Origin of the sequence: Mycobacterium sp. SMC-13, assembly GCF_045311035.1 — a bacterium.
In the GTDB taxonomy this organism is placed as follows: Bacteria; Actinomycetota; Actinomycetes; order Mycobacteriales; family Mycobacteriaceae; genus Mycobacterium.
In genome coordinates, this window is the sequence record NZ_JBJIAI010000002.1 from 277,973 (window position 1) to 304,798 (window position 26,826).

A 26,826-nucleotide genomic window follows, 5' to 3' on the forward strand; every position below is an offset into this window, starting at 1 on the left:
TCCGGTCAGCCGGCTCTCCCGGCTTGCGGGCGGCAGCCGTGATCGCGGTCCAGAACAGTGCCGGCACTGATGCGAAACATCGGATAATCCTCGGTACGTCACGAAACACATTGACCCCCTGTGCTCCTCGGGTGATATCGGCAGCGTCGGTCCCCGTCGCGCCCGGCGGTCCGTTACACACTGGTCGAAATCGACAGTGCGGCCGCAAATTCGAGAAGTCGTCCCATTTCTTCCTGACCATCGTCTGCGTTCTTGTCGAAGAGGTAGCACTCGACGTAGTGCTGGCTGTCCTCAGGAGTGGTTCGGGTTGTGCTGTTGACTATCGGCGTATACAGGCGGAGGCGCACCGACACCAGCTCGTGAGAACCGTCAGGTAGCACGTCGTAATCGGTGTGCAAAGCCTGATCACTGAGCCGCGACAGCAGAACGGTCCGCACCGAGGACTGGAACATCGGGTGCGGCAATCGATCATCGTGACCGGCGCATTCAGTGTCCGAGCCGTGCCACAGGATCAGCCGCCGGCCGTCAGTGATCGCAACCTCCTGCCACGTCGGGCGCTCCGTGAGCACGAATGAGTAGGCGCCGTCGAAGTCGAGGAAAGGGCGCAGATTGTTCAGCGCTGCTTCGGGATTGCGAATGCCGAGCATGACCGCCTGCTGAAGATGCCTGTGTGATGCCCAGTCAGCCATGCGCGGCCAGCACCCTTCCGAATTGAATCAACCGTTCCATCTGTGCTCGCCCGCCGTCGGTGACAGACTTGCTGAACACCAGTTCCTCGCTGAACGCCTCGGTTCTCGCTGGGGTCTTGGCCAGCGTGTAATCGGCCGTCGTGGTCACGAGCCGCAGTTCGACACTGTGCAGTGACCGTCCACCGCGGTGATCGACGCGATACCCGACCTTGAGATTGCGGTCGGTCAACGCAGACAACGGAATCGAGCGCAGCGTGGACGTCAGCAAGGGTTCGCCGGGCTCAGGATCGTCGTCGTCGGTGAGTTCGTCGTCACCCATCCACAGCAGTAACGTCCGACCGTCGGTCACCGCGACCTCTTGGTACAACGATTCGCGCGAATCCTTTTCTTCGAGTGTGCGTTCCATGACGAATGCCTTGATCGCGGCCGGGTCCATTACCCGGTACAGCGCCTCCAACGCGATCGCGGGATCGCGCAGATATGCCTCCGCCGCTTGCGCCAAGTCGGAGTAGGGCGCCCAGTCCTGGTGAGTATCCGGCCCGCCGGGTCGGCCGGGTGATAGTTCGGTCATCGACATCAGTTCCCGGATGGGGACAACACCCGCAGTGCGGGTACCACCTTCATCGGTGAGAGACCACCCATGACCACATCCCCTGTCCAGCAGACCGACCCGTTGGACCCGTCGCCGATGACGAGCCTGTGCAAGGTGTAGTCGGGAATCAGAGGCAGAACCGAACGGTGATCTAGCTCACAACGCGCGAAGCCAACGAATCCCACCGGGGCTCCCCGAGCGGCTCGTCGGCATCCGGCCATAAGGAAGGCAGCTCGAAGGGCAGACAGAAGCCGAAACGGCGTAAGAGCAAGTCGCACCATAACCATCCGTAGGGCAAACGAGAGCGGCGATCGTTCCCCGGTCGGCGGTAGCATCGCCGACCGGGGAAACTCACGACGACGGGGAAATGAGATGAGTACCGATCAACGTCCGGCAGTCCCGAAGGCGCGGCCGCCGGTTGCCCATACTGTGTGGAGCCCGGTGACCACGGATCAGTTGCCCGAACGTCCGGATTTCCGCAGGATCATCATCCGAGATACCGGCGACGCCTCGTCGGCCGCTGACTGGCAGCTGTTGGCGCAGTACATGTCCCGGCACCCGCATCTGGGGTTATTCGTCAATATCTTCGGCGAAGGCTTGCGTGACCTGGATTTTCTCGCCGAGTTCGGATGGCTCACCGATCTGACGGTGGAGTGCATGTCGCTCCAGTCGGTGGAGGGCTTGCGACATCTACGACAGTTGGAATCGCTGGACCTGGGACCGACGAAGCGGCGGGTATCGCTGGAGGTGCTGACCGAACTACCTGCGCTTCGGAGTGTGTCGATCACTGATCACTCACGGGAGCTTGATGTCCTCGGCCAGATTCCTGGTCTGCGCTCAGCGAGCTTGACCAGCGCCAAGCGCGACGACCTTGAATTCCTCACCGGGTCAACACAGTTAAGATTGGTGTACTTCACCATGGGGCGGCTCAACGACCTGTCTGCCCTGACCCGGCTGCCGCATCTCATCTCGCTGGACATGTATCGCACGAAGGTCACCGACTTGACCCCGATCGGGGGCTGCACGTCCCTGGTGACCCTGTGGCTGGAAAGCCTGCCCGTTGGGGCACTGCCCGATCTGGGCGCACTCAATGATCTGATGGTCGTGGAAGTCGCCAAACTCAAAGGCCTCGATGACCTCACCCCGATCGCACACGCCCCTGCCCTGCGGTACCTGCGGGTACAAAGCGACGCCCTGCAACCCGACGATTTCACCGTGTTGGCGGGGCACCCCACTTTGGAGGTGATCGATGCGGATCTGCGCACCGACAAGCTCGGCTACCAGGTCAACCAGATGCTCCAGCTGGACCGCGACGACGTGAACCCGTACTACCAGAGAGCGTTCAAGCGCGAACTCGCCGCCCGCATCAGCGGCGAACCGTAAACCCACACAACGAGAATCAGAGGTTTCACAGGTGAACCCATTCTTCCTCGACGACGAAGACCCTGCATCCGTCGCGCTGCTGCTGAGCACGGGCGATCTGACCGTCGACGCGGCCGTGGAAGAGCACGGCCATACACCCAACGGCGACTTCTGGACTGGAGTGGCCGAATACCTGATCAGCAGCCACCGCCCAGATCTGTCAGATGCGTTCGAATTCGACCCAGAGGCAGGAACATTCGCCGCCTACGGTGACCGTGACCAGCTGCTGGCACTGGCCGACCTGATGCGTCCCGCGGTGACCGACTCCGATGCCATCGCCGCGCTCATCACCACCGCCACGGCAGCAGGGTACGAATTCGATGACTAGCAACCGGATGGATCGCCCTACCCCTAGGCCGCAGCGCCACCCTCAGCGGCGGCCAGAACTGTCTGGCGCGCATCGCGCGCGGCGAATGAAACGATCTCGGCCCACCCGCCGTTGCTGATCTCTCCCGGACAGCGGCGGCAATGCGCGAACTGCTCTGCGCGAAATTGGCTGTTCTGGTTGCCAACTCGGTGACTGTGGCCGCAGACCGTGACACCCTCGTCAACGGCGACGGCCCCACTGAGGCTGTGCTGGGCCGGCTGTGCCCCACATGCTGGTACGCCACCCGCGCCGCGCTGGCCCAGCGTGTTATTGACGACGGATTCACCGGGCTGCTTGGGCAGGACCTGCTCGACCCTTCCTCCGTCGCGATCGTCTACACCTGCGGGCTCCTTGACTCCTAGCCGTGGACAGGAGTGACTGTTGATAGATCGGCAAAACGCACAGCACGAGCGAATGGCGCAGCCTGGAAAACCATTACCGGCGAACGGCATTCGCACTGCCTGCCGAAGACGATGATCCTGACCACCCCTGGCCTCCCTAAGCGGTTGAAACTAAGCGGATGGAATCCCGGCGAATCGGTTGCCTTGAACCCGTCGTGGTAACGAAGGAGCCGGCCGGATGAGCAGTTCGCCAATCAGTAATCCGCCTGCAGCTCAGTCGATCTCAGGAAGCGGCACTCCGACCACAAGCTCCGCATACTGGCGCATCAGCCGCAGCGCCGTCGGCCGGCTCAGGTCCGGATCGCGTGCGGCGATCCGGTAGCCGAAGTAGTCCTCCATCGACATCAAGGTCATGGCGATATCGCGCGCCGGGTGCAGCAACCGGAACACGCCGCTCTCCTGGCCGCCCGACAGCAGATCGGCGTACAGGCCGACCTGCCGGTGATAAATGCCCTGCACGTCGCTGCGCTGGTCAAGCTCGAAGCCGGCCGACAGCACGGCCCGCCAGATCGCACGCCACTCGGCGTCCTCGGGCCCGGTGGGCAGGCCGGCAGCCATCGTCATCACCAGCTGCTCGCGGGCGTCGGCCGATGACCGCTGCAACTCAAGCCGCGCATCGTAGAACCGCACGTCGGAACGCAGCGCCAGCTCGGAGAGCAACTGCGTCATGTCCTTGAAGTAGTACCGCACCGCGTTGGTGGTGAGCCCCAGTTCCTCGGCGACGTCGGCCAGCTTGAGGGTGGCCAAGTCGTGTCGCTCGATCAGTGCGATCGCGGCGTCCATGATCTCGCGACGCCGCTCCTCCTGCTTGTTGGGCCGGGCCATGGCACCAATCTTGCCCGTTCTCTTGCGAGACGTGGCACGCGGGCGCATAGTTCTTTTCCAATCTGGAAAAAAACTCGGGAGAAGCAATGCGTGCCAGAGATCTCGGCGTGGTCATCGGGGAGCACCCCACTGGCCCGGCCAACGCCATCACCGACGTCGAGGGCGTGCGGGTCGGGCACACCACGCTGCAGGACGGCGGCGTCAACACCGGCGTCACGGTCGTCGTTCCGCATGACGGCATCTGGACCGAGCCGGTGTTCGCCGGTTCACACCGCCTCAACGGCAGCGGCGAACTCACCGGGCTGGAGTGGATCCGCGAATCCGGCGAGCTCACGAGCGCGATCGGACTGACCAACACCCACAGCGTCGGCGTCGTGCGCGACGAACTGGTGGCCGCCCAGGTCCGCGCCCGCGGCGCCGGCCTCTACTGGTCACTGCCAGTCGTGGGCGAAACATACGATGGACTCCTCAACGACATCAACGGCTTTCACGTCCGTCCCGAGCACGCCCGCCAAGCGCTCGAGGCGGCGTCCACGGCACCGCCCGCCGAGGGCAACGTGGGCGGCGGCACCGGGATGATCTGTCACGGCTTCAAAGGTGGCATCGGTACCGCATCGCGCCGCACCGAGACAGCCGTCGGGCAGTACACCGTCGGCGTACTCGTCCAGGCCAATCACGGCCGGCGGGAACGACTCCGGATCAACGGCGTGCCGGTCGGCGAACTCATCGGACCCAGCCAGGTGCCGCTGCCGGACCTGCCCAAGCAGTACGCCCCGGGATCGGGCTCGATCATCGTCATCATCGCCACCGATGCCCCGCTACTCCCCCATCAGTGCACCCGACTGGCGCAGCGCTCGGCGCTGGCGGTGGGCCGTCTCGGCGGCACCGGCGAGCAGTACAGCGGTGACCTGATGCTCGCATTCTCGACAGGTAACCGCGGCATCCCACCATATGCATGGGATGAGGACGCCTCCACCGCACACCCGGAAGTGGCCCTGCGGATGGTCGCACCGCAACTGATGACCCGGCTGTTCGACCTCACCATCGAGGCGACTGAGGAGGCGATCGTCAACGCGATGGTCGCCGCCACCACCCTGACCGGACACAACGGTTTCACTGCCCACGCCATCGACCACGATCTGCTGCGCCACGCGTTGGACCCCAATACCCCTGCACCCGAGGAGATTTCATGACCACTGCATCGGCCGAGACGCAGGGGCGGCGGCTTTCCGGGCGCCTGGGCCCCGTCGGCATCGTCTTCATGGTGGTCGCGGCTGCCGCCCCGCTGACCGTGATCGGCGGCAACATGCCGTTGGCTATGGGCCTGGGCAACGGCGCCGGCGCCCCGGTGGGATTCGTGATCGCCGCCCTGGTGCTACTGGTCTTCAGCGTCGGCTTCGTGACCATGACGCCACACGTTCCCGAGGCCGGGGCGTTCTTCTCCTATGTGACCGTCGGCCTGGGCGAGCGCATGGGCAAGGGCATCGCGGTCGTCGCACTGATCGCCTACACCGCCATCCAGATCGGCATCTACGGCTACATCGGATGGGCGATCTCCGACACCGTCGCCCACTACCACGGCCCGGTAATCCCTTGGCCCGTCTACTCATTCATCGTGCCGGCAATCGTCGCAGTGCTCGGCTACCGGCACATCGAGCTGAGCGCCAAGGTCCTGGGCGTGGCGTTGGCCCTTGAGATCGGCATCGTCGTCGTGCTGGACGCGGTGATGGTCGCCAAACCCGGCCCGGCCGGTGTCACCTTCACCTCCTTCGCACCCGCCACCTTCACTCAGGGCACCATTGGCATCGCCATTCTGTTCGCCCTCACCGGGTTCATCGGGTTCGAGGCCACCGCCGTGTTCCGCGATGAAGCCCGTGATCCCGAGCAGACCATCCCGCGCGCCACCTACGCCGCGGTGATCATTATCGGCGCGTTCTACGCCATCACGGTGTGGGCGTTCGTGGTGGCCGTCGGTCCGGATCAGGTCGCGACTGTGGCGCGGAAAACCCTTGCCGGCGAGGGCAATATGCTGCTGGACACCACTGGCGACATGCTGGGCATCGTGGGCCGCGACATCGTCAACGTCCTCCTGCTGAGCAGCCTTTTCGCCTGCGTGCTGTCCTTCCACAACGTGATCGCGCGCTATCAGTTCGTGTTGGCCGGCAAGGGCCTGCTGCCCGCTCGGCTGGCCACGGTGCACGACGACCACGAATCACCGTCGTTCTCTTCGCTGGTGCAAACCGCCACCGCCGCAATGATTGTCGCCGTACTGGCGATCCTCGGCATCGATCCGCTGGTCGGGGTGTTCGGCTCGATGGCCGGGGTCGCAACGGTCGGCATGGTCCTACTGATGCTGACCACTTCGGTGGCAGTGCTGGTGTTCTTCCTGCGTAACCGAGAGCTGGGGATGGACGGGTTGTGGACGACGCGCATCGCTCCGGCGTTGGCCGTGCTCGGTCTGCTGGGCAGCCTGTGGCTGGTGCTGTCGAACTTCACGCTCGTCACCGGTGGCAGCGCGACGCTCAGCACGGTTCTGGCCGCGATCCCGTTCCTCGGGCTCGTCGTCGGATTTGCGGCCTGGCGTCCGTCGCGGGCGCTGTCGACCAACTAGGCGGCAGCACCGCTCGGCATCACCAAGGCACCCGGATCGAGCCGATCACGCCGACGGCGCACGGTCCGGACCCCGGCCACCGCCGGACCGTTGATCAGAAGACGCGGATCCAGTCGATCAGCATCTCGGCGGGGTAATTGCCGCCGGCAGGCTCGCGACCGCCGGACCCACCGATGGCCAGGTTGAACACCGGGGCCAAGGTGTACCCCGGATCGTTGAAGGGCCAGTCGTCCAACGAATTGGCCGGCACCGCGAAGAACGGCTCTTGCCCCGGCGCGTAGTCCTTCCAGAAGTACATTCCGGTCGGCTGCCAGGTCATCCGCCAGGTATGCCACCCGCTGTCGATCGGATGCGGGTCGGTGGCGAACGACGTGCCGTCCAACCGGGCGTGCACCGTCGTCCCCGATGGCCAGTCCCGGTTGCCGTACCACTCGACCAGGTCGACCTCGCCGCCGCGGACCGGATCGTCATTGAGCAGCCAGAAGGCCGGCCAGGCGCCGTCCGTGAGGCAGTTCAGTTTGATCCGCGCCTCCCAGGTGGTGCCGACCCCTCCGCGCCAGTTGCCGACGACCTTGGCGCTCGCGTAACGCTCCCGGATGTTCGCGCCGGGACCACGGGTGGCCCGGATGACGAGGTTGCCCTTGCCGTCCTGGAACACGTGCTCCTGATCGGTCACGTACCGGCCCATGTTGTACGGCTGGTCCCATTCGACGGGGTTTCGGATGACCTCGCGCTCAGGCACGATGAACCACCACGCCGGGTCCGGCGGGGCACCCGCGGGGCCGTTGAATTCGTCCCGGAACAGCATTGCCGGGCCTGCCGCTGAGCCGGCAGGCGCAGCAGGCGCGGCCCCCGGGCCAGTCCCCGGACCTGGGGCAACGGGCAACGGGTCGGCGTCAGCCCTCGGGGATCCCAGCACGGTGGTAACCGCGCCGAGGCCAACCATCATCATGATCTTGCGACGATCCATATCCGGCACATCAGCAATCGTAGGCGACGCACCGTCGCGACACGGCTAACCAAGTAGCCTGGTTGCGGAAGTGTTCGAGCTCGTCGCCGTGGCGGATGCCCAACGGCCATTCGCTCGCGCCAGCCCGAGAGCACGCGGATGACGAGGTTCAGAACCGCACTCGGCAACACCGTGATCAGGTCCCATGCTGATTCAAAGGCGCTGGCGCCCAAGAGCTTCCGGCGAGACCGTCAAGCCCCGCTGATCACTCCATGCGTGACAATGGTCGCCGTCTCGTCGACCCACAGCTCGTCGAGTTCACTCTCGGGATGCAGCAACATCCGCAGCATCGTTGCGCCACCGATGATCTCGATGAGCCGTTCAGGCTTGACGTCGGCCTGGACCTCGCCGCGCTCGATGCCATGCTCGAGCCGCACCCGCACCACGTCGAACAGCCCATGGAAGCGTGCGACGACCCGCGCGTTGAGCTCCTCGTCGGCGCTCATGTCCGCCATGAGTCCCGGAAGCGCAGCCCGCACGGCCGGGCTGGTGAACACGTCGCGCGCTGCGGCGATCATGGCGCGGATGTCGCCGACGATGTCCCCTTCCGGGGTCGACAGCGCGGTCGGCGTCGTGGGGAACGCCGCTTCATGCACCAACTCGGCCTTGCTCGACCAGCGGCGGTACAGCGCCGTCTTCGTCGTTCCCGCACGTTCGGCGATGGCCGCCATCGTCAGATTGGCGTAGCCGACTTCGGGCAGCAGTTCGGCGGCAGCGGTCAACACCGCGGCGTCGATCCGGGGATCGCGTGGCCGACCGGCGCCAGAGGGCTTGTCAACCGCTTGCAGGTCTGATTTCATAACGCTACGCATCGTATCGTAATTATCTCGGGAAGGAAGGTTCAGTGCCGAACCAACCGGCGGACAGCTCCGTCACGGTCGAGACGAACGTCGACCATATTCAGCGCTCCAGCCGTGACGTGACAACAGTTCCGGACATCCTGTCACAGTGGCTGTCCACCGTGATGGAAGGCGGCATCAAGCCCGAGATCACCGTCGAGAGCGGCGTCGACTCGAACGGAATGTCTTCCGAGACAATCATCATCACCGGCCGGTGGACCGAGGGCGGCACGCCGGTGGAGCAGAAGTGGGTCGTCCGGGTCGCGCCGACCACCGAGGACGTCCCCGTCTTCTCGTCCTACCGACTGGACCACCAGTTCGACGTCATGCGCCTGGCCGCCGAACTCACCGACGTCCCGGTCCCCCGCGTCCGCTGGCTGGAGAACACCGGCGAGGTGCTCGGCTCGCCGTTCTTCCTGATGGACTGCGTCGACGGCGTGGTGCCGCCGGACGTCATGCCGTATACATTCGGCGGCAACTGGTTCGCCGACGCCACCCCGGAGCAGCAACGCACGCTGCAGGACAGCACCGTGGAGGCCATCGCCAAGCTGCACTCGATCCCCGACGCGGAAAAGACCTTCGGCTTTCTCCAGGAAATCGACCCGCCGGGCGACACTGCGCTGCGCCGGCACTTCGGCTGGCTCAAGGAGTGGTACCAGTTCGCAGCGTCGGGCCTGGGCCGCTCACCGCTGGTCGAGCGTGCCCTCGTCTGGCTGGAGGAGAACTTCCCCGAGGACGTCGCGGCATCCGAATCGGTTCTCGTGTGGGGTGATTCGCGCATCGGCAACGTGATGTACCAGGACTTCCGCCCCTCCGCGGTCCTGGACTGGGAGATGGCCACTGTCGGCCCGCGTGAGTTCGACGTCTCGTGGATCATCTTCGCGCACAAGGTGTTCCAAGAGCTCGGTGGCCTGGCCGGGCTGCCCGGCCTGCCGGATGTGCTGCGCGAAGAGGACGTTCGCGCAACCTACAAGAACTTCACCGGCGTCGAGGTCGGTGACCTGCGCTGGTTCTACATCTACTCCGGCGTCGTGTGGTGTTGCGTGTTCATGCGCACCGGCGCCCGCCGCGTGCACTTCGGCGAGATGGAACAGCCCGACGACCTCGAGTCGCTCTTCTACCACAAGTCGCTGCTGGAGAAGCTCCTGGAAGGAACAGCCTGATGCTCGGCCCCATGGACGAATACCCGATCCACCAGGTCCCGCAGCCCATCGCGTGGCCCGGGTCCAGCGACCGGAACTTCTACGACCGCTGCTACTTCAACGCCCACGACCGCACCGGCGACATCTTCGTCATCACCGGCATGGGCTACTACCCCAACCTCGGGGTGAAGGACGCCTACTTCCTGGTGCGCCGCGGTGATACCCAGACCGCCGTGCACCTTTCCGATGCCATCGACCAGGACCGACTGAATCAGCACGTCGTCGGCTACCGCATCGAGGTCACCGACCCACTGCACCAGGTGCGCATCGTGCTCGACGAGACCGAGGGCATCGCCGCCGACCTGACATGGAACGGCCTGTTCGACGTCGTGCAGGAGCAGCCGCACATCATGCGCCAGGGCAACCGCGTCACGCTGAACGCGCAGCGCTTCGCGCAATTGGGTTCCTGGAGCGGCACCCTCGCCATCGACGGCGAGGACATCAAGGTCAGCCCGGACACGTGGATCGGTTCGCGTGACCGGTCCTGGGGCATCCGTCCCGTCGGCGAGGCCGAGCCCGCCGGCCGGCCGGCAGACCCGCCTTTCGAGGGCATGTGGTGGCTGTACGTACCGCTGGCGTTCGAGGAATTCTCGCTCGTGATGATCATCCAAGAGGCCCCCGACGGCTTCCGGTCACTCAACGACTGCAGCCGCGTCTGGAAGGACGGCCGCGTCGAGCAGCTCGGCTGGCCGCGCGTGAAGATCCACTACGTCTCCGGTACCCGCATTCCCACCGGGGCCACCATCGAGGCGACGGCGCTGGACGGCACGCCCGTCCGCTTCGATGTGGAATCCAAGCTGCCCGTGCCGATCCACGTGGGCGGCGGCTACGGCGGTGACGCCGACTGGCTGCACGGCACGTGGAAGGGCGAGAAGTTCACCGAGCGCCTCACCTACGACATGACCGATCCGGCGATCATCGCTCGCTCCGGCTTCGGCGTCATCGACCACGTCGGACGTGCGGTGTGTCATGAGGGCAACAAGCCGCCTGCCGAAGGCTGGGGCCTGTTCGAGCACGGCGCGCTCGGCCGCCACGATCCGTCGGGCTTCCCGGACTGGCTGACGATGGCCCCCTAGTTTTGCTCTTCAGGAGCAAACAGGAATGTTCCCCGATACAACGGCGTATCGGGGAACATTTGTCTTTGGTGGCGCTAGCCGACCCACCACAGCGATGCAGCGAGCAGAACTTCGACAAAGCCGTAGAACCAATTGGGGTAGAACGATGTTCGGTCACCGGCGACCGCGGACACGATGCGCCCGAATGCCATCCCGAGCAACGCCACGCTCACGGTGACCACGATGCCGGTACGGACCTGCTCGGGAGCTGCGATGGCGTATCCGAGGATCGCCGCGATGGCCAACCCGAAACCGCCGTAGACCGCCCGTACCTCTGCCCGAGATGCGGGGCCGCCCAACGTGATTCCGAAGGGCCGCAACATCTCCGCCGGGGCGGTCAGGGCCCGCAGGCCCATGCCCGCAAAGAACACCGCGTTGACGCCGACGACGACGTTCGACGCCACTGACACCGTTACCTCCCGACGACGACGGACCGGCAATCAGCATGACCTATGTGGGCCATGTCGTCACGCGAAACGACTCAGAGTCGCCACATTTCGCGCTCGGTGGCGGCCTGCTCGAATGCCTTGTGACGGAAAGTCTCCGGCTGGCGGACTTTCGCAGCGAGATGCAACCGGGTCACGAACGCGGTGGTCTTGTCCGACCACCAGTGCATCGCGGCCGCGGCGGGGTGGAAGCCAACTGACGCAGAGTTGGTGGCCATCGCGGTGTCCCTTCACGAACTCCGACAATGCTTTTGGGATCGCACAACCTCGGCGACGGGCACCGTCGGCACTAGTGAACAGGTTCAGCGACAGAGGTACCCGATCTATTCCCTGCGGCAGGCCGTTGTTCGCTGTCGGCTTACTCCAGCCCGGCGGTGCCGTCCGCGCCGACGGTGACCTTTGCACCCGCGAGGTCCTCGCGGATGCTGGCCTCGGCCTGCGACGGGTCGGTGATCACGGCGAGCGCCCGGCTGCCGCTGGGTGTCCGGACAGCCACGAAGGCCTTTTCGGGAACGCCCTCGCGGGTGACCGGCGTGGTCCAGGTTTCCACGGTGCCGGTTCCGGACCATTCATCCTCGGCCACCACGGTCGGTTCGGCGTCGACCTCGGATTGCACATCTTCCCAACGGAATTCATGTGCCGGCGGCTCGGTGCTGTAGACGCCGAAACTGTGCTTGGTCAGGTAACCACCATTGGCGGTGATGAGCCCGATCTGGCCAGGATTGGCCACCAGCCGCTCCGCCATGGCGGCGATCGAATGCGACACATAGTTGTTCCACGGCCCACCGGCGAAGGTCAGGCCACCGGTCACCGTCAACGGACGCGCCGGATCATCGAGGGCCAGTCCCAATTCACGGGCGGCGACCTGCACCGCCGACGGGAAGCAGGAATACACGTCGACCGCATCGATGTCATCGATGCCGAGCCCGGTGAGCTCCAGCACCCGACGGCCCGCGATGCGGATCGCCGGCGACCCGGAGAAGCTCGCCCGCTCCCCGATCAGATAGGTGTCGTGGGCGTCGGTGCCGGCGTGCGGGAAAACCCACCGGTCCCTGGGAATCTGCAATTCTTCGGCCTTGCCCACCGAGGTCAGGATCAGCGCCGCACCCTGGTCGACCATGTTGTTGGAGTTCATCAGCTTGGTGTACGGCCAGCTGATCATCCGGTTGTCCGGACCGGGCTGCCAGATCTGCTCGGCAGACACCGCGTCCCGACTCCAGGCGTGCGGATTGCCTTCTGCCACTTGACTGAACCGTGCCCACAGCTCGCCGATCCGGCGCCGATGCTCCTCGATCCCCTCCCCCGCCGCGATCCGCAACGCCTGCTCGAACATCGGGTACACGTGCGACGGCGCCACCAGCCCGATCCGCAGTTCTGCGGGCCCGGCCATGGTGAATTCGGGGTCACTGGGTGCGAGTGGCACCGACTCGTCCTGCTCGGTGCCGGTGAGTCGTTCGCCGCGCGCCTTCAACCGTATTCGGGTACGCCAGGTTTCCCCGCCGGCGATCAGCACCACGTCGTTGCGGCCCTGCTGAATGTCCAGGCACGCCTGGTTCACCAGCGACTGCGGCACGTTGCCACCGATCGGGGTGTACCGGGTGACGGCGTCGGCCGCACCGATGCGCTGCGCCAGCAGCAAGCCGGGGTCCCGGTACCGCACCGACAGCAGGTTGACGATCCGGACGGCGTCGACCGCCTCGAGGACGTGGGCGTCAGCGGCTGCCCGGGCCGCGGCCTCCATCAGGTCGACAGGCTCGCCCGCCGGGTTCTCGTCGTACTGGTTGACCTGGCCGTAGCCGACGAGCACCGGGGTTCTGGGATCAAGTGACACTGACGTTTCCTCTTCTGGCGCCGGACCTGCTCCGGAATACCTCCACCTTGGCGGCATGCGGGCGGCACTGTAAACGACCAGCGCGGAAATCCGCACATGAGCGTTCGCGACATCTGCCCGCCCTCAAGACTCGCAGATGTCGCATGAGGAAACGTATAGGTGTCGCACAATGCGATTTACAGGCGGGCGCCGACAGCATTGCATGGAGCCGAGACGGTGCATGGACCTGCAGAAGGGTGAACACATGACGATGAGCGTGGCCGAACGAGCCGAACTCGCTGCGGCCGTCAAGGACCTGCTCAGTGAACATTGCACCGAAGCCGACGTCCGCCGCGTGATGAGCACAGACACCGGATTCGATCGCGACCTCTGGAACAAGCTGGCCGCCCAGGGTGTGGCGGGCCTGCTCGTAGAGCCGGACCACGGGGGCGTCGGCCTGGGCGCACAGGAGCTCGAGGCGGTCGCCGAGGTCACGGGTGCAGCGTTGCTACCCGCCCCGTTCCTGTCGAGTGCGGTCTTCGCCACGGCCTTGATCCAGGCCGCCGGCACCGACAACGACAAGGCACGGCTCTTGCCGGGGTTGGCCGAAGGTTCCTCGATCGCAACCGTGGCAGCCACCGGGCCCCGTGGTACGTGGGCACCAGATGGTGTTGCGATTCAGGGAGACCGGCACGGCGACGGGTACCAACTCACAGGCTCGGCGCACTACGTGCTCGACGGGCAGATCGCCGATGTCGTCCTCGCCGTCGCGAAGACCGGCGAGGGCATCGCGATCTTCGAGGTCGCCCCGAACGCACCCGGCTTCGACCGCACCGCCGCAACGGTTTTCGACCCCACAGTCCGGCTGTCGACGTATACGTTCGACCAGACCCCGGCCCGTCGCATCGGCACCGGCGGCTGGGCGGCTGTCGAAAATGCGTTGTCCCTCACGGTGATCGCCCTCGCAGGTGAGCAGGTCGGCGGGGCCCGCCACCTGTTCGATCTCACCGTCGAATACCTCAAGACCCGGATCCAATTCGGGCGGCCCATCGGCAGCTTCCAGGCGATCAAGCACATGGCGGCCGACCTGCTGCTGGAAGTCGAATCCGCCACTTCGGCGGCACAGCATGCCGCTGCGCAATTCGATGCCGACCCGGTGGGCGCCGACGGTCCCGTCGCCCTGGCCGGATTCGCCTGTGCGGAGGCCTATCACACCACCGCCATGCAATCGATCCAGATGCACGGCGGCATCGGCTTCACCTGGGAGCACCCCGCGCATCTGTTCCTGCGCCGGGCACGCACCGGCCGTCAACTGTTCGGCAGTTCACGTGACCATCGTGAGCGCTACCTGGCATCCAAGGGGGCCTGAGATGACGACCACCGCAGACGAGCTGCGCACCGAGGTTCGTGACTGGCTCGCGCAGAACTGGACCACGTTGCCTCCGTCGGACGATCCCTGGGTGAGCTCACCCGAGGAAATCGCCTGGCGTGAAAAGGTTCTCGACGCAGGCTACGCCGTGCCCACCTATCCACCCGATTGGTTCGGCCGCGGCTACCCGAGCAAGCTCGCCGCGGTGATCCAGCAGGAGTTTCGCGCCGTCAAGGCCCCCGGCGCCTGCCAGGACAAGCACAATATTCCCGCCAACACCTTGTTCGCGTTCGGCTCGGACGAGCTGAAACATGAACTGCTACGGGACTTTCTGACCGGCGCAGCCCGTACCTGTCTGCTCTACAGCGAGCCCGGCGCCGGATCGGACCTGGCTGGGGTGAGCACCACAGCGGTGCGCGACGGCGACCGCTGGGTGGTCAACGGCCAAAAGGTGTGGACCTCCGGAGCGGCGACGTCCGAATACGGTCTGCTGATCGCACGCACCGACTGGGATGCGCCCAAACACAAGGGCATGAGCTACTTCATCATCCCGATGCGGCAGCCCGGCATCGAGGTGCGGCCTCTGGTCCAGATCACCGGTGAGGCGCATTTCAACGAGGTGTTCATCTCCGATGCCACCGTGCCGCATGCGAATCTCATCGGCGGAGAAGGGAACGGCTGGCGCGTCCTGCAGACCGCCCTGGCGTACGAACGCTCCATCATGGGCGACGGCGGCCGCGGCTCACGCAACAAGTCCAAGGCCGACAGCCTCGTGGAACTGGCTCGCGCGCACGGCCGCCTCGACGACGCCGCCCTGCGCGAGCGCCTCGCGGACGTGCTGGCGTTGCGGGAACTCAACCGGCTCAACAACCTTCGCGCCAAGGCGTCCACCAGTCAAGGCACGTCGAGTTCGATCATGTCGCTGGGCAAGCTCGCGATGTCGCGAATCCTGCACTCGGAGGCCGCGCTGAAGACCGAGATCATCGGTACCGAATCACTGTTGGCGGGTCCCGACAACCCCGAGGCCGACGACGTGAACTTCCTGTCCCTCAACGCGTTCTTCACCTCCATCGGCGGCGGCACCGACCAGATTCAGCGCACCATCATCGGCGAACGCGTGCTGGGGCTGGCGAAGGAACCCGAGACCGACCGTGACATCCCGTTCCGCCAGGCGCGACGCAGTTGACGACCATGGCCTACGACCCGCCGCTGTCGGGCATCGAGATACTCGATCTGACAGCCGGACCCATCACAGCCGTCGGCCGGCTTCTGGCCGATCTCGGTGCCCACGTCACGTCGGTGCACCTGGCCGGTGTGACCGCGACCGACACCACCGGACCACGCATCGACGGAGTGCCCATCGGCACCGCCATCAACCGACACGGGATCCCTTCGGTCGAGATCGATCCGTCGACCCCGGCCGGGCGGCAGGCGTGGGCCGACTTGGTGGCGACCGCCGACATCCTCATCGAGAACACGCGTCCGGGATCGGCGGCCGAGGAATCCTTGGCGGTCAACCAGATTCACGCTGATCATCCGGCACTGGTCATCCTGTCCATCAGTGACTTCGGTCGTGATACGCGATATCACGACTGGCAGGCCACCACTCCGGTGCTGCACGCGTTGACCAGCGAGCTGTCCCGCTCTGGCATCCCGGGACAGCCACCGCTGGTGCCACCGAGCGCGGACCTGCCGTACCACGTCGCCGCGGCCCAGGCCGCGTTCTTCGCCCTCTGTGTGTTCCTGGATCGGCTGCGCACGGGCACAGGCGATCTCATCGATTTCTCGGTGCTCGAAGGTGCGATGCAGACCCTCGATCCGCCATTCGGCACGGCAGGCAGCGCGGCGGCCGGCGTACCCATCAGCGAACAGCAGCGCGACTGGATCGCCGAGCAGCAGCGCTATCCGATCTTCAAATGCAAGGACGGCCACGTCCGCATGTGTGTGTTGGCAAAACGCCAGTGGCAGGGCATGTTCGAGTGGATGGGGCGCCCGGCGGAATTCGCCGACCCCAAGTTCAACAGCCTCCGTGAGCGTTTCGCGTCCGCCACCCTCTTCGGCGCCATCGAGCAGTTCTGTGCCGACAAGACCCGCGCGGAGCTCGAACTGGCCGGACAACGGCACGGCGTGCCGACGGCCGCGGTGCTGAGCCTGGCCGAGGCGCTGTCCACCGAACAGGTGGCCGCGCGCGGTTTCTTCCGCGAGACGGAGCTCTCCCCCGGTCTGACCGCACCCGTGCCGGTCGGTGTCGTCGAGATCGACGGGCACCGGGCGAGCAGCCTGAACATCAAGGCACCGAGTGAGCGACGACTCCGCGACGCCCCCACGCTCACCGCGCGCCCCCGCAGCGGCCTCGGACTGCCCCTGGAGGGGCTGCGCGTGCTGGACCTCGGCGTCATCGTCGTCGGCAGCGACACCGGCCGCCTGTTCGCCGACCTCGGCGCCGACGTCGTCAAGATCGAGAACTCCGCCTTCCCTGACGGGCTCCGCATCAGCCTCACCCGGATGACGCAGGCCTACGCCGCCGGTCACCGCAACAAGCGGTCGATCGGGATCGACCTCCGGTCCGCGGAAGGCCGCGCGCTGGCACACCAACTGGTAGAGCAGTCCGACGTCGTGCTGAGCAACTTCAAACCCGGTGTGGCAGCAGCGCTCGGCATGGATCACGCGACACTGCAGCAGGTGAACCCGGGCATCGTCGTCGTCGACAGCTCGGCGTACGGAGCCACCGGGCCATGGGCGAAACGACTCGGCTACGGGCCGTTGGTCCGCGCCGCGGCGGGCTTCACCGAGCTGTGGACCTACCCAGATGACCCAGATGCGTTCTGCGACACCGTCACGGTGTACCCCGACCACGTGGCGGCGCGGATCGGGGCATTGAGTGCCGTCGCGCTCCTGCTGCGCCGCGAACGCAGCGGTGGCGGCGGATCGGCGAGTATCGCCCAAGCCGAGGTGATGCTCAGTCACCTGGCCGACGACATCGCCGGGGAGGTGCTCACCCGGCGCGGTCATGCTCGCGACGACCAGCCGGCTCATGACGCACCGTGGGGCCTGTTTCCCGGCGCTGGTGATGACACGTGGATCGCGGTCACCGTCCGCGACGACGCCGACTGGTCAGCGCTGTGCGCGGCGATCGACCGGCCCGATCTCGCTGCCGATGCGGAGCTGGGTTCGCGATCCGGGCGGGATCGTCAGCGCGGGCGGCTCGACGAGGCGCTCAGCGCCTGGACATCCCGGCATAAACCGGCAGAGGCCATGGCGCGGTTGCAGGCGGCGGGCGTCCCGGCCGGGGCTGTCCTGCATGCGGTGGAGGTCCCCGCCTGGGACTACTACGTCGAGCGACGGGCTTTCCGGGAGGAACTACATCCGCACGGGACCGCACCGTTCATGATGGAGAACGTGCAAATCCACGCTGACCTGATCCCCGATCCCCCGCTGGGGCAAGCGCCACTGCTCGGCGAGCAGACCCGTGAGATCGCGGCCGAACTGCTCGGCCTGGACGATCAGACAATCGATGATCTGATTGCCCGCGCCGTCCTCGAAGTACCTGCGGCAGCAGCACATTCGGGACGGTAACCACCCCGTCCCATGGAAATCGATTTCACCCGCCTTCGCTACTTCGTCGCGGTCGCCGAAGAGCTGCACTTCAAGCGCGCCGCCGATCGGCTGATGATCACGCCGCCGCCGCTGAGCAAGCAGATCAAGTTACTCGAGCGCGAAGTGGGTGGGGAACTCTTCGAGCGCACCTACCACGACGTCCGCCTGACACCGCTGGGTATGCAGCTGCTGGAGCCGGCGCGCGACATCCTGCGGCGGGTGGAGGAACTGAAGGCCACCGCGTCACGAATCACGCAGGCGAGCAACCCCGTTCGCATCGATGCGACCGCCTACGCGCCATCGGATTTCCTGGCGAGATTCGAGCAAGCGGTGGCAGGCCTCGCGATACCCGCCGAGTTCAGCGTGCCCGGGTCGGCGGCCGAGGTCATCGCCAAACTCGTTTCCGGGCACACGGATCTCGGTCTGATCCACCTGCCGGCCGCCGACAAGCGCATCCGGCACCGGGTCGTGGCCACCTATCCGGGCGCGGCGGCGGTGCGGTTCGACGACCCACTCGCCGCCAACGACACCATCGCCATCGAAGACCTGCGGGACCGCGATGTCGTGATCGACTTCGCCCGGCCCAATCCCGTGGTGCTGGCGCAGATGACGCGGGGCCTCAACGAACGCGGCGTCACGCGCATCGTGCGCGCCGTCAGTCAGCTGGGCGGTGAGCTGGAGATGGCCAGCCATGTGTTCAACCGGTATCTCGTCGCACTGGTCAGCTACGCGCCCGCCTCGACGCTGGGCCGAATCTTCTCGCCGCCCGAATTCAAGCTGATCCCGATCGATGAAAGCACCTGGGCGCCGGCCAAGATCGCGCTGGCGTGGGCGCCGGACCGGCTGCGCGATCCAGCCGCGATCGAGGCCCTCGTCGAACAGCTCGCCACTGTCCTGCGCTGAGTCGCGCGCGAAATACCTGTCACCGCCCGCCGGTAGGCTGCCTCGACGGACAAACTCCACCAACGCAGCTCCGGAAGGTTCACACCGTGCTCGATGCCGATGACGTGCGCCGCATCGCGCTGTCCCTCCCGGAGACCACAGAGAAGGAGCGTTGGGGCCACCCGACTTTCGACGTGGCGCGCAAGATGTTCGTCACGGTGCCCGACGATCAGACCTCGTTTGCGGTGCGCTGTCCGAGGTTCGACCGCGAAGAGCTGATCGCGGCCGAACCGCACAAGTTCTGGGTGCCGCGACATGAGGCGGCGTCGTCGTGGGTGCGGGTCAGGCTGGAGGCGCTCGACGATGAGCAGGAACTGACCGACATCCTCGCCGACTCGTGGCGACTGGCTGCCCCGCCCAGACTCACCGAGCAGCCGGAATCCTGATCCGGAAGGCTCAGACCCGCTGCCGCACCCGTCCGAACACCATGGACTCTTCGATGCGGTCGAAGCGGTGGTCGATCACGTCGAGCACGTAGTTGTGCCGGACGTGCCACGGGCGATGGGTACCGGATTTGGGCAACGCGTGGGGGTTGCGGTTGATGTAGCCGGCGTCGAGGTCGAAGGTCTTCTTCTCGTCCATCGGGACGTCACCCAGATGCGGATAGGCGTGGGTGTAGCCGTGAGAGTCCATGTACGCCACCAGTTTCGCGAACGCACGGGCAGTCATGTCGGCGCGCAGGGTCCACGATGCGTTGGTGTAGCCCAGGCACCATGCCATGTTCGGCACGTCCTCGAGCAGGAATTCCTTGTAGACGTAGCGGTCGGACGGGGTGATCGCGACCCCGTCGACCGACAGGGAGATGCCGCCGAGGGCCTGCAACTCCAGCCCGGTCGCGGTGACGACGATGTCGGCGTCAATGCGCGCACCGGATTTCAGCACGATGCCGTTGGCGTCGAAGTGGGAGATGTGGTCGGTGACGACCTCGGCGCGGCCGTCACCGATGGCGGTGAAGATGTCGCGGTCGAGCACCGCGCAGAGGCGTTGATCCCACGGGTCGTATTTCGGGTTGAAGTGCACGTCCACGGGGTAGCCCGGCGGCAACGCGGCCATGGCCCGGTTGCGGATGAGGCGGCGGCCGCCCTTGGGGAACTTCCGGAGCAGGTTGTAGCTGAGCACGCTGATGAGCACGTTGCGGAACCACACGATGCGATGAGCGATCTTGTCCGGCAACAGCTTCCGGATGAAGCTGACCATCGGGTCGATCTGCCACTGCGACATCAGGTAGGTGGGTGACCGCTGCAGCATGGTCACCTTCCCGGCGGTCTTCGCCATGGCGGGCACCAGGCTGACCGCGGTGGCACCACTGCCGATCACCACGACCTTCTTGCCGGCGTAATCCAGTGACTCCGGCCAGAACTGCGGATGGACGACGTCGCCGGCGAAGGTGTCGATGCCCGGAAAGTCGGGCGTGTAGCCCTTGTCGTAGTTGTAGTAGCCGGTGCCGCAGAACAGGAATCGGGCGCGGTAGGACCTGGCCTCGCCGTTCTCCACGGCGTGCACCGTCCAGGTGTCGGTCGCCGAATCCCAGTCGGCCGACTGCACATGGGTGTTGAAGGTGATGTGACGGTCGATGCCGTGCGTGTGTGCCGCGGTGGTCAGGTACTCGCGGATGTGATCGCCGTCGGCGATGTTCTCCGGCCGCTCCCACGGCTGGTACGGGAAACTGAGCGTGAAAATGTCGCTGTCGGATCGAATACCCGGGTAGCGGAACAGGTCCCAGGTGCCACCGATGCGCGTCCGCCGCTCCAGGATCCGGTAGGTCACCTGCGGGTTGCGTTGATGCAGCCGGTACGCGGCTCCGATGCCGGAGATACCGGCACCGATGATCAGCACATCGAAGAACTCGCCGTCGCTGGCCGTCATGAATCTCCCTTGATCAAATCCGGTACCGCCGGTTTCACCTTAGGACATGGCGATCCTAGGCCGTCGAGCTGTGGGCCACTCCCGCGAGCAGCGCCCGCAAATGCTGATTGACCTGCTCGGGACGCTCCAGGTTCGCGCAGTGACCGCCGCCCAGTTCGACGAACGACCACAGATTCGGCACGTTCCTGGCGATCCGGCGGGACGCCGCGATGGGCAGCAACCGGTCTTTCGTGCTGCCGATGACGAGCGTCGGCACCGTCAGGTTGTCGAGTCCGATGTGATGAGCATCGAGGTTGTCCACCAGCGCGTTCACCCATCCGCTGCGGCCGGCTGCGGAGGTGCCCATGAACAGTTCGTAGACGTAGTCGGCCACTGCGGGGTCGGCGTCACGTCCGACAGCGATCATGGCGACGAACTGGCGCGCCGCCCTACGCGAACCCGGCACCAGCGGGGCTCCGCCGAACGTCTTGAGGATGCGGCCGGCGGCGTAGGCCCGGGACTTCGCCAGCGAGTTCGGGACCTGCGCCAGCTGGACCAGCTTCAGCAGGTCACCAGTCGTGGTGTTGATCAGGGCGACGGCGTCCGCGCACTCGGTGACCCGCTGCGGGTAGCGCTGCGCCCATGACGTGATGGCAATGCCGCCCATCGAGTGCCCCGCGAGGACGGCCCGCTCCCCCGGCCTGAGCGTCGCGCTCAGCACCGCGTCGAGGTCGGCCGCGAGAAAGTCCAGGTTGTACTTGTGGCGGCCGCGGGGAGCTTCACTCTTGCCGTGACCGCGGTGGTCGTAGGCGATGACCCGGTAGTCGCTCGCCAGATCCGCGATCTGGTTGCCCCATACGCCGATGGCGCAGGTGATGCCGTGGGCGAACACGATCGGCTGCCCGTGTTCGGGACCGAACACCTCGGCGTGCAGCCGGGTACCGTCGACGGCCTTGATTTCCATGGAACGGCCTCGTGGCAGCGCCGCGGGACGCCCGGGTTTGACCAGCTGCGAATGAGTGAAAGCGGTCATGCTGCTCCGTTCGGGTTCGGCGACGTTGCCGGCGGGACATCCCGTACCAGCGAGCCTACCTAAATAACCAGCACTGGTTTGACGGCAAAACCGGCGGCGGCGTCCGACCAGGCGTCGGCGAAGCGGTCGAACGGGTAGGTCCGTACCAGTTTGTCGACGGGCAGCTCGCCCCGGAGGACGTGTTCGGCCAACCGCGGGATGAAGCTGTGCGGCTCGCTGTCGCCTTCGATGACCCCCTGTATCCGCAGCCCGTTGGCCAGGATCAGCCCGACGGGTAGTTCCGCGGTCAGCGCGCCCAGCCCGACGAGCGCGAGCGTGCCGCACTTGCGCAGCAGCGTCAGCGCGGTGCTGATGACGTCGCCGCGCGCGGTCGTGTCGACAGCCAGCGTCGCACCACCGCCGGTGAGCTCCATGATCTCGGCCGGCAGGGTCTCGGAGGCCGAGTCGACGGCCCTGGTGGCGCCCAATTCGATTGCCAGCGAACGTCGTTCGGCGATCGGGTCGACCGCGATGACCGTGCGGCACCCGGCGATGCGGGCCCCCATCACCGCCGAGAGACCGACCGCGCCGGCGCCCCACACCACCAGCACATCGCCGGGTCCAGCGGCCAGTGTGTTCAGCACCGCGCCGACCCCGGTCTGCACACTGCAGGCCAGCGGTGCCGCCAGCTGGGCATCGATGCCGTCGGGCAGCACCACGGCATTCGACGTGTTGGCCAGCGCGTGGGTGGCGAAGCTGGACTGCCCGAAGAATCCGCCGCGAACGGGCTGACCGTCGAGCCGGAGCGCGCTCGACTCGTCACCGCGGTCACCGGCCATGTTCAGGCGACTGGCATTGTCGCAATAGGCGGGCGTGTCGGCTGCGCACGCTGCGCACTGTGCGCAGCTGGCGAACGTCAGGACGACGCGCCGGCCGACGTCGATGCGAGCGTCCGGTCCAGCCGCCAGGACCGTGCCCGCGCCTTCATGGCCGAACACCATCGGCAGACGCTTCTCCGGCCAGCGGGCGGCCGTGCTGATATCGGTGTGGCAGATGCCGACGGCATCGATGCCGACCAGCACCTCGCCGCCCTGCGGTTCGCGAATCTGGACATCGGTCAGTTCAGGGGCCGAACCCGGGCGGAGCAACACGGCGGCACGTGCGTCGATCATTCACGGATGGTAGGTCGACGGTAATCTGCGCCGGGTGACCGGGATCGACAACTGCCGGGTGCCGCGCGGATGACGCACCGCCAGTTGCCCCGATGGTCGGTCCCGTTCGTCTTTGTCACCGGTGCGGCGTCGCAGTACCTGGGTGCCGCGATCGGCGTGTTCCTCTTCTCGACCACCCAACCGGCCACCGTCGCGTGGCTCCGGGCCGCGGCCGGTGCGCTGGTGCTGATGGCCTGGCGCCGGCCGTGGCGAATGCCGTTGACGCGCCGCCGTGTCGCGATCGCGACCCTGTTCGGATTGATCACCGTCGGCATGAACATCGCGTTCTACGAAGCGCTGGCCCGTATCCCGTTGGGCACCGCCGTCGCGATCGAATTCATCGGCCCGACGCTGGTGGCCACGCTCGGGTCACGCAGACCGCGTGATCTTTTGGCTGCCACCCTCGCGGCTGGCGGGGTTGCTCTGTTGGCCGGCATCGAATTCACCTCAGAGCTCGCCGGCGTGGCGTGGGCACTGGCTGCCGCGGCGCTCTGGGCCGGTTACATCATGGTCGGCAAACGGGTGGCGGACGCACACGGCGGTCTCGACACGCTCGCCCTCGGAATGTCGACCGCCGCAGCCATTTTGGGCCCGGTGATCATCGGCCTCCAGGCCCACACGAACTCGGCGGTGTTCGTCGATCCGCGCACCTGGCTGCTCGGCCTCGGCGTCGGCCTGTTGTCGACGGCCATCCCCTATGCGCTCGACCAGATCGTCCTCCGTCAGGTCGGCCAGGCGAGGTTCGCGATCCTGCTGGCACTGTTGCCCGTGACGGCCAGCCTCATCGGGCTCACCGTGCTGCATCAGATTCCGACGATCGGCGAGATCGCCGGCATCGGACTGGTGGTGACCGGCCTCTTACTCGGTGCCCGCGGCGGAGCGTGACGTGGACATGCGACAGTGACAGGGACCCACCGGCAATGCCTACAGGAGAAGAGCACCATGCGCGCCATTCAGATCGCCCGGTTGGAAGGCCCCTCGGCGGCCGAACTGAACGACATCCCCGAGCCTGACGGCGCCGGCCTTGTGGTGATCGAGGTGCACGCCGCCGGTGTCGCCTTCCCCGACGCGCTGCAGTCGCGCGGCCTGTACCAGCACAAGCCGGAACTGCCGTACACCCCCGGCGCCGAGCTCGCGGGCGTGGTCCGCAGCGCACCCGAGGGCGCGCACGTGGCGGCCGGCGACAGGGTGGCGGCGTTGACCATGTTGTCGGGCGCGATGGCGGAAGTCGTTGCACTACCGGCTGATCGGGTCTTCAAGCTGCCGGACTCGGTGTCGTTCGAGGCCGGCGCCGGACTGCTGTTCAACGATCTGACGGTGCACTGCGCGCTGCGTACCCGCGGTCGGCTGACGCCCGGCGAGACGGTGCTGGTGCACGGCGCCGCGGGCGGCATCGGCACGTCCACGCTGCGCCTGGCCCCGGCGTTCGGCGCCGCCCGCACCATCGCGGTGGTGAGCTCGCCGGACAAGGCCGAGATCGCCCGTGCCGCTGGGGCTTCCGACGTCGTGTTGGCCGACGGCTTCAAGGACGCGGTGCGAGAGCTGACCGGCGGCCGCGGCGTCGACCTGATCCTCGACCCGGTCGGTGGTGACCGGTTCACCGACTCTCTTCGGTCCCTGGCACCCGGCGGCCGGCTGCTGGTGGTGGGATTCACCGGCGGCGATATTCCGACGGTCAAGGTGAACCGCCTGCTGCTCAACAATGTGGATGCGGTGGGTGTCGGCTGGGGTGCGTGGGCCATGACCCACCCGGGTTATCTCGCCGAGCAGTGGGAGGAGCTGGAGCCGCTGCTGGCCTCCGGTGCGGTGACCCCGCCGGCGCCCGAGGTCTATCCGTTGGAGCGGGCCGCGGACGCCATCGCCTCGCTGGAAAACCGTTCCGCCAAGGGCAAAGTGGTCGTCACGTTGCGCTGACCGGCAACACCAGCCGGGACTGGCCGCCGTCGCCGTGCGCGATGGTGTGCACCGAGGGCACCATCTCGGTGGCGGTCCCGAGCGGATCGCCGGTGCCCAGATTGCGCGCGAACCGCGGGAAACAGCCGCCCGCGACCAGCAGGCGGATCCGGTGGCCGGCCGCGAATCGGTAGGCGGTCGCGTCGAGTTCCAGGCGCAGCAGCGCCGCGGGGGCGTCGGCCGCGGTGAGCCGCAGATAGCCGTCGGTGACGTTGGTCGAATGTCCGTCGGGCCCAACGTCACTGATGCGCACGAACACGTCGGCGTGCGCGTTGTCGGTCCGGTGGTCCAGTTCGACGTACGACGTTCCGATGACGTCGAGGTCAGCAGGCAACACCGGGCTGGTGAAGGTCAGCACGTCCGATCGCTCGGCGAGCGCGGTGTCGTCGATGTAACCCGACTTGCCGGAAACCAGAAGGCGCCCACCGATACTCGGTGTCGGGTCGGCCGGGTCGTAGACGAACGTGGACGGCGCCCCGCTGTCGGGCGGGGTCTCGGCCAGCGCCGCGCCAGGGTGCAGGTGCCACACCTGTTCGGCAGCCGGCGGTGGCCACTCCTGCATGTCGAGCCAGTCACCGCCGGCAACGCAGATCCGCACGGGGGCCGCGGCGCGGCGGGAGCCGTCCAGCCACAGCACGGATTCCTTAATGGCCTCGGTACCACCGGACCCGTGCGTCCACGGCCCCACGGTCAACGCCACCTCGACACCGCGGGCCCGTAGCCGCCGGTATTGCTCGAGGGTCTGGTCCACGAAAACGTCCTGCCAACCGGTGATCAGCAGCACCGGGCCGCGCAGGTTGTCGAGTGCGGCCGCCACACCGTTCTCGGCCCAGTACGGCGACGACGGATCCGGCTGTTCGAGCCACGCGTTGAACCACGGGGTGCGTCCGCCCAGGAGTTCGGCGGCGGCCGGATCGAGCGGCAGCGTCTCCAGCACCGGCTTGAGGGTGCGCGGCGTCGCCATGCCGCGGAGAATCTGGCGAATCCAGCCACCACGGTGCTGCCAGGCCACTTGATAACTCCAGCCCAGGAAATCGCCGAGCGCGAACGACCCTGTGCTCCATACCGAGTGTCCGAAATCGTGCGGCGCCATGGTGATCACGGAGGTGGTCAGGTCGTCGGGTTGGTCGACGAGGAGCGCCAGCTGGGTGAAGCCCAGGTATGACGCCCCGACAGTGGCGAATTCTCCCCCGTACCAAGGCTGTTCACGCAGCCACCGGACCGTGTCGGCACCGTCGTCGACCTCGTGACGGCCGGGCTCGAACGCACCGTCGGACCCGAAGGTGCCGCGCGTGCTCTGCAGCACGACGTGGAAGCCCTGCCCCGCGTACAGCCCGGCGAACACGCGGTTGGGCAGGCCGTCGCGGCCGTAGGGCCCCCGCATCAGCAGCGTGCCGGCGGGCTTGCGGCGCTGCGGCGCGTAGTGATCGGCCAACAGGACGGCGCCGTCGCGCATCGGCACCGGAAGCGACCGCTCCACCCGGAAGCTCGTGGCCCGCGGCAAACCCAGCCGGCGGGTCAGTGCGCGGGCACCGAGCCACGCCAGGGTGTCGCGTCGCACGTCACACT

General features: G+C 66.6%; 26 protein-coding genes. 13 read left to right on the forward strand and 13 right to left on the reverse strand.

Annotated features, from left to right (window positions below):
• Nucleotides 1-173 precede the first annotated feature (173 nt).
• On the reverse strand, nt 174-689 hold the full coding sequence (locus ACJH6I_RS04565) for a hypothetical protein (protein WP_212806455.1): 516 nt from the start codon (nt 687-689) through the stop codon (nt 174-176).
• Nucleotides 682-1,260 carry a hypothetical protein gene (locus tag ACJH6I_RS04570; RefSeq protein ID WP_212806456.1) on the reverse strand — a complete coding sequence of 193 codons (579 nt, stop codon included), beginning with the start codon at nt 1,258-1,260 and terminating at the stop codon, nt 682-684. The genes ACJH6I_RS04565 and ACJH6I_RS04570 overlap by 8 nt, the downstream gene beginning before the upstream one ends.
• A gap of 462 nt (nt 1,261-1,722) precedes the next feature.
• Here ACJH6I_RS04570 and ACJH6I_RS04575 point away from each other — a divergent pair, with 462 nt between their 5' ends.
• The 3 genes from ACJH6I_RS04575 to ACJH6I_RS04585 all read left to right on the forward strand — a co-directional run bounded on the left by ACJH6I_RS04575 (nt 1,723) and on the right by ACJH6I_RS04585 (nt 3,432).
• Nucleotides 1,723-2,664 carry a hypothetical protein gene (locus tag ACJH6I_RS04575; RefSeq protein ID WP_212806457.1) on the forward strand — a complete coding sequence of 314 codons (942 nt, stop codon included), beginning with the start codon at nt 1,723-1,725 and terminating at the stop codon, nt 2,662-2,664.
• A 31-nt stretch (nt 2,665-2,695) separates the two neighbouring features.
• Nucleotides 2,696-3,031, forward strand: coding sequence for an Imm51 family immunity protein (locus ACJH6I_RS04580; RefSeq protein WP_212806458.1), 336 nt, complete (start codon nt 2,696-2,698; stop codon nt 3,029-3,031).
• Nucleotides 3,032-3,171: 140 nt separating this feature from the next.
• Nucleotides 3,172-3,432, forward strand: coding sequence for a hypothetical protein (locus ACJH6I_RS04585; RefSeq protein WP_406774189.1), 261 nt, complete (start codon nt 3,172-3,174; stop codon nt 3,430-3,432).
• A 252-nt stretch (nt 3,433-3,684) separates the two neighbouring features.
• On the opposite strand, the gene ACJH6I_RS04590 is transcribed toward ACJH6I_RS04585, so the two are convergent.
• A complete protein-coding gene (locus ACJH6I_RS04590) occupies nt 3,685-4,296 on the reverse strand; it encodes a TetR/AcrR family transcriptional regulator (RefSeq protein ID WP_212806460.1) in 612 nt (203 codons plus the stop codon).
• 86 nt (nt 4,297-4,382) lie between these two features.
• On the opposite strand from ACJH6I_RS04590, the gene ACJH6I_RS04595 reads away from it, so the two are divergent.
• Nucleotides 4,383-5,489: a P1 family peptidase gene (locus tag ACJH6I_RS04595; protein ID WP_212806461.1), complete on the forward strand. Its 1,107-nt coding sequence runs from the start codon at nt 4,383-4,385 to the stop codon at nt 5,487-5,489.
• The gene (locus ACJH6I_RS04600; protein WP_346416844.1) at nt 5,486-6,907 is read left to right on the forward strand and encodes an APC family permease; all 1,422 of its coding nucleotides are present in this window, start codon (nt 5,486-5,488) and stop codon (nt 6,905-6,907) included. Before ACJH6I_RS04595 ends, ACJH6I_RS04600 begins: the two co-directional genes overlap by 4 nt.
• A 94-nt stretch (nt 6,908-7,001) precedes the next feature.
• On the opposite strand, the gene ACJH6I_RS04605 is transcribed toward ACJH6I_RS04600, so the two are convergent.
• Both ACJH6I_RS04605 and ACJH6I_RS04610 read right to left on the reverse strand, forming a co-directional pair.
• Complete coding sequence (locus ACJH6I_RS04605) at nt 7,002-7,877, reverse strand: glycoside hydrolase family 16 protein (protein ID WP_346416876.1); 876 nt, start codon at nt 7,875-7,877, stop codon at nt 7,002-7,004.
• A gap of 230 nt (nt 7,878-8,107) precedes the next feature.
• Nucleotides 8,108-8,716 carry a TetR/AcrR family transcriptional regulator gene (locus tag ACJH6I_RS04610; RefSeq protein ID WP_212806463.1) on the reverse strand — a complete coding sequence of 203 codons (609 nt, stop codon included), beginning with the start codon at nt 8,714-8,716 and terminating at the stop codon, nt 8,108-8,110.
• A gap of 44 nt (nt 8,717-8,760) precedes the next feature.
• Between ACJH6I_RS04610 and ACJH6I_RS04615 the strand changes: the two genes are divergently transcribed.
• Nucleotides 8,761-9,918, forward strand: coding sequence for a phosphotransferase family protein (locus ACJH6I_RS04615; protein WP_212806464.1), 1,158 nt, complete (start codon nt 8,761-8,763; stop codon nt 9,916-9,918).
• 671 nt (nt 9,919-10,589) lie between these two features.
• On the opposite strand, the gene ACJH6I_RS04620 is transcribed toward ACJH6I_RS04615, so the two are convergent.
• The 4 genes from ACJH6I_RS04620 to ACJH6I_RS04635 form a co-directional block, all read right to left on the reverse strand.
• Nucleotides 10,590-10,928 (reverse strand): DUF1589 domain-containing protein, encoded by a 339-nt coding sequence (locus ACJH6I_RS04620; protein WP_406783845.1) that lies wholly within the window; start codon nt 10,926-10,928, stop codon nt 10,590-10,592.
• Between the two features lie 179 nt (nt 10,929-11,107).
• Nucleotides 11,108-11,476 carry a DUF4345 domain-containing protein gene (locus ACJH6I_RS04625; protein ID WP_346416877.1) on the reverse strand — a complete coding sequence of 123 codons (369 nt, stop codon included), beginning with the start codon at nt 11,474-11,476 and terminating at the stop codon, nt 11,108-11,110.
• A 77-nt stretch (nt 11,477-11,553) separates the two neighbouring features.
• Entirely contained in the window at nt 11,554-11,736 is a 183-nt protein-coding gene (locus ACJH6I_RS04630) for a hypothetical protein (protein WP_212806465.1), read from the reverse strand.
• A 140-nt stretch (nt 11,737-11,876) separates the two neighbouring features.
• A complete protein-coding gene (locus tag ACJH6I_RS04635; RefSeq protein WP_346416845.1) occupies nt 11,877-13,349 on the reverse strand; it encodes an acetyl-CoA acetyltransferase in 1,473 nt (490 codons plus the stop codon).
• Between the two features lie 244 nt (nt 13,350-13,593).
• On the opposite strand from ACJH6I_RS04635, the gene ACJH6I_RS04640 reads away from it, so the two are divergent.
• From ACJH6I_RS04640 to ACJH6I_RS04660, 5 genes are all read left to right on the forward strand, one after another.
• Entirely contained in the window at nt 13,594-14,697 is a 1,104-nt protein-coding gene (locus ACJH6I_RS04640) for an acyl-CoA dehydrogenase family protein (RefSeq protein WP_346416846.1), read from the forward strand.
• A 1-nt stretch (nt 14,698) separates the two neighbouring features.
• Nucleotides 14,699-15,883: an acyl-CoA dehydrogenase family protein gene (locus tag ACJH6I_RS04645; RefSeq protein WP_346416847.1), complete on the forward strand. Its 1,185-nt coding sequence runs from the start codon at nt 14,699-14,701 to the stop codon at nt 15,881-15,883.
• Nucleotides 15,884-15,888: 5 nt separating this feature from the next.
• Nucleotides 15,889-18,273 carry a CoA transferase gene (locus tag ACJH6I_RS04650; protein ID WP_346416848.1) on the forward strand — a complete coding sequence of 795 codons (2,385 nt, stop codon included), beginning with the start codon at nt 15,889-15,891 and terminating at the stop codon, nt 18,271-18,273.
• A gap of 12 nt (nt 18,274-18,285) precedes the next feature.
• Nucleotides 18,286-19,197, forward strand: coding sequence for a LysR family transcriptional regulator (locus tag ACJH6I_RS04655; RefSeq protein ID WP_346416849.1), 912 nt, complete (start codon nt 18,286-18,288; stop codon nt 19,195-19,197).
• An 86-nt stretch (nt 19,198-19,283) separates the two neighbouring features.
• Nucleotides 19,284-19,622 carry an MmcQ/YjbR family DNA-binding protein gene (locus ACJH6I_RS04660; protein ID WP_346416850.1) on the forward strand — a complete coding sequence of 113 codons (339 nt, stop codon included), beginning with the start codon at nt 19,284-19,286 and terminating at the stop codon, nt 19,620-19,622.
• Nucleotides 19,623-19,632: 10 nt separating this feature from the next.
• Here the strand turns inward: ACJH6I_RS04660 and ACJH6I_RS04665 are convergent, their stop codons facing one another.
• Genes ACJH6I_RS04665 through ACJH6I_RS04675 form a run of 3 tightly spaced genes read right to left on the reverse strand, consistent with a single transcriptional unit; the run spans nt 19,633 to nt 23,265 of the window.
• The gene (locus ACJH6I_RS04665) at nt 19,633-21,102 is read right to left on the reverse strand and encodes an NAD(P)/FAD-dependent oxidoreductase (RefSeq protein ID WP_346416851.1); all 1,470 of its coding nucleotides are present in this window, start codon (nt 21,100-21,102) and stop codon (nt 19,633-19,635) included.
• 55 nt (nt 21,103-21,157) lie between these two features.
• Entirely contained in the window at nt 21,158-22,114 is a 957-nt protein-coding gene (locus ACJH6I_RS04670; protein ID WP_318984194.1) for an alpha/beta hydrolase, read from the reverse strand.
• Between the two features lie 59 nt (nt 22,115-22,173).
• On the reverse strand, nt 22,174-23,265 hold the full coding sequence (locus ACJH6I_RS04675; protein ID WP_318984193.1) for an NAD(P)-dependent alcohol dehydrogenase: 1,092 nt from the start codon (nt 23,263-23,265) through the stop codon (nt 22,174-22,176).
• 69 nt (nt 23,266-23,334) lie between these two features.
• Between ACJH6I_RS04675 and ACJH6I_RS04680 the strand changes: the two genes are divergently transcribed.
• Together ACJH6I_RS04680 and ACJH6I_RS04685 are read left to right on the forward strand one after the other, a co-directional pair.
• The gene (locus ACJH6I_RS04680) at nt 23,335-24,189 is read left to right on the forward strand and encodes an EamA family transporter (RefSeq protein ID WP_318984192.1); all 855 of its coding nucleotides are present in this window, start codon (nt 23,335-23,337) and stop codon (nt 24,187-24,189) included.
• A gap of 57 nt (nt 24,190-24,246) precedes the next feature.
• Nucleotides 24,247-25,218: an NADPH:quinone oxidoreductase family protein gene (locus ACJH6I_RS04685; RefSeq protein WP_318984191.1), complete on the forward strand. Its 972-nt coding sequence runs from the start codon at nt 24,247-24,249 to the stop codon at nt 25,216-25,218.
• Here the strand turns inward: ACJH6I_RS04685 and ACJH6I_RS04690 are convergent.
• Nucleotides 25,205-26,818, reverse strand: a complete 1,614-nt coding sequence (locus tag ACJH6I_RS04690; RefSeq protein WP_406783812.1) for a CocE/NonD family hydrolase — start codon at nt 26,816-26,818, stop codon at nt 25,205-25,207. The two genes, ACJH6I_RS04685 and ACJH6I_RS04690, sit on opposite strands and share 14 nt — an antisense overlap.
• Nucleotides 26,819-26,826: the final 8 nt, after the last annotated feature.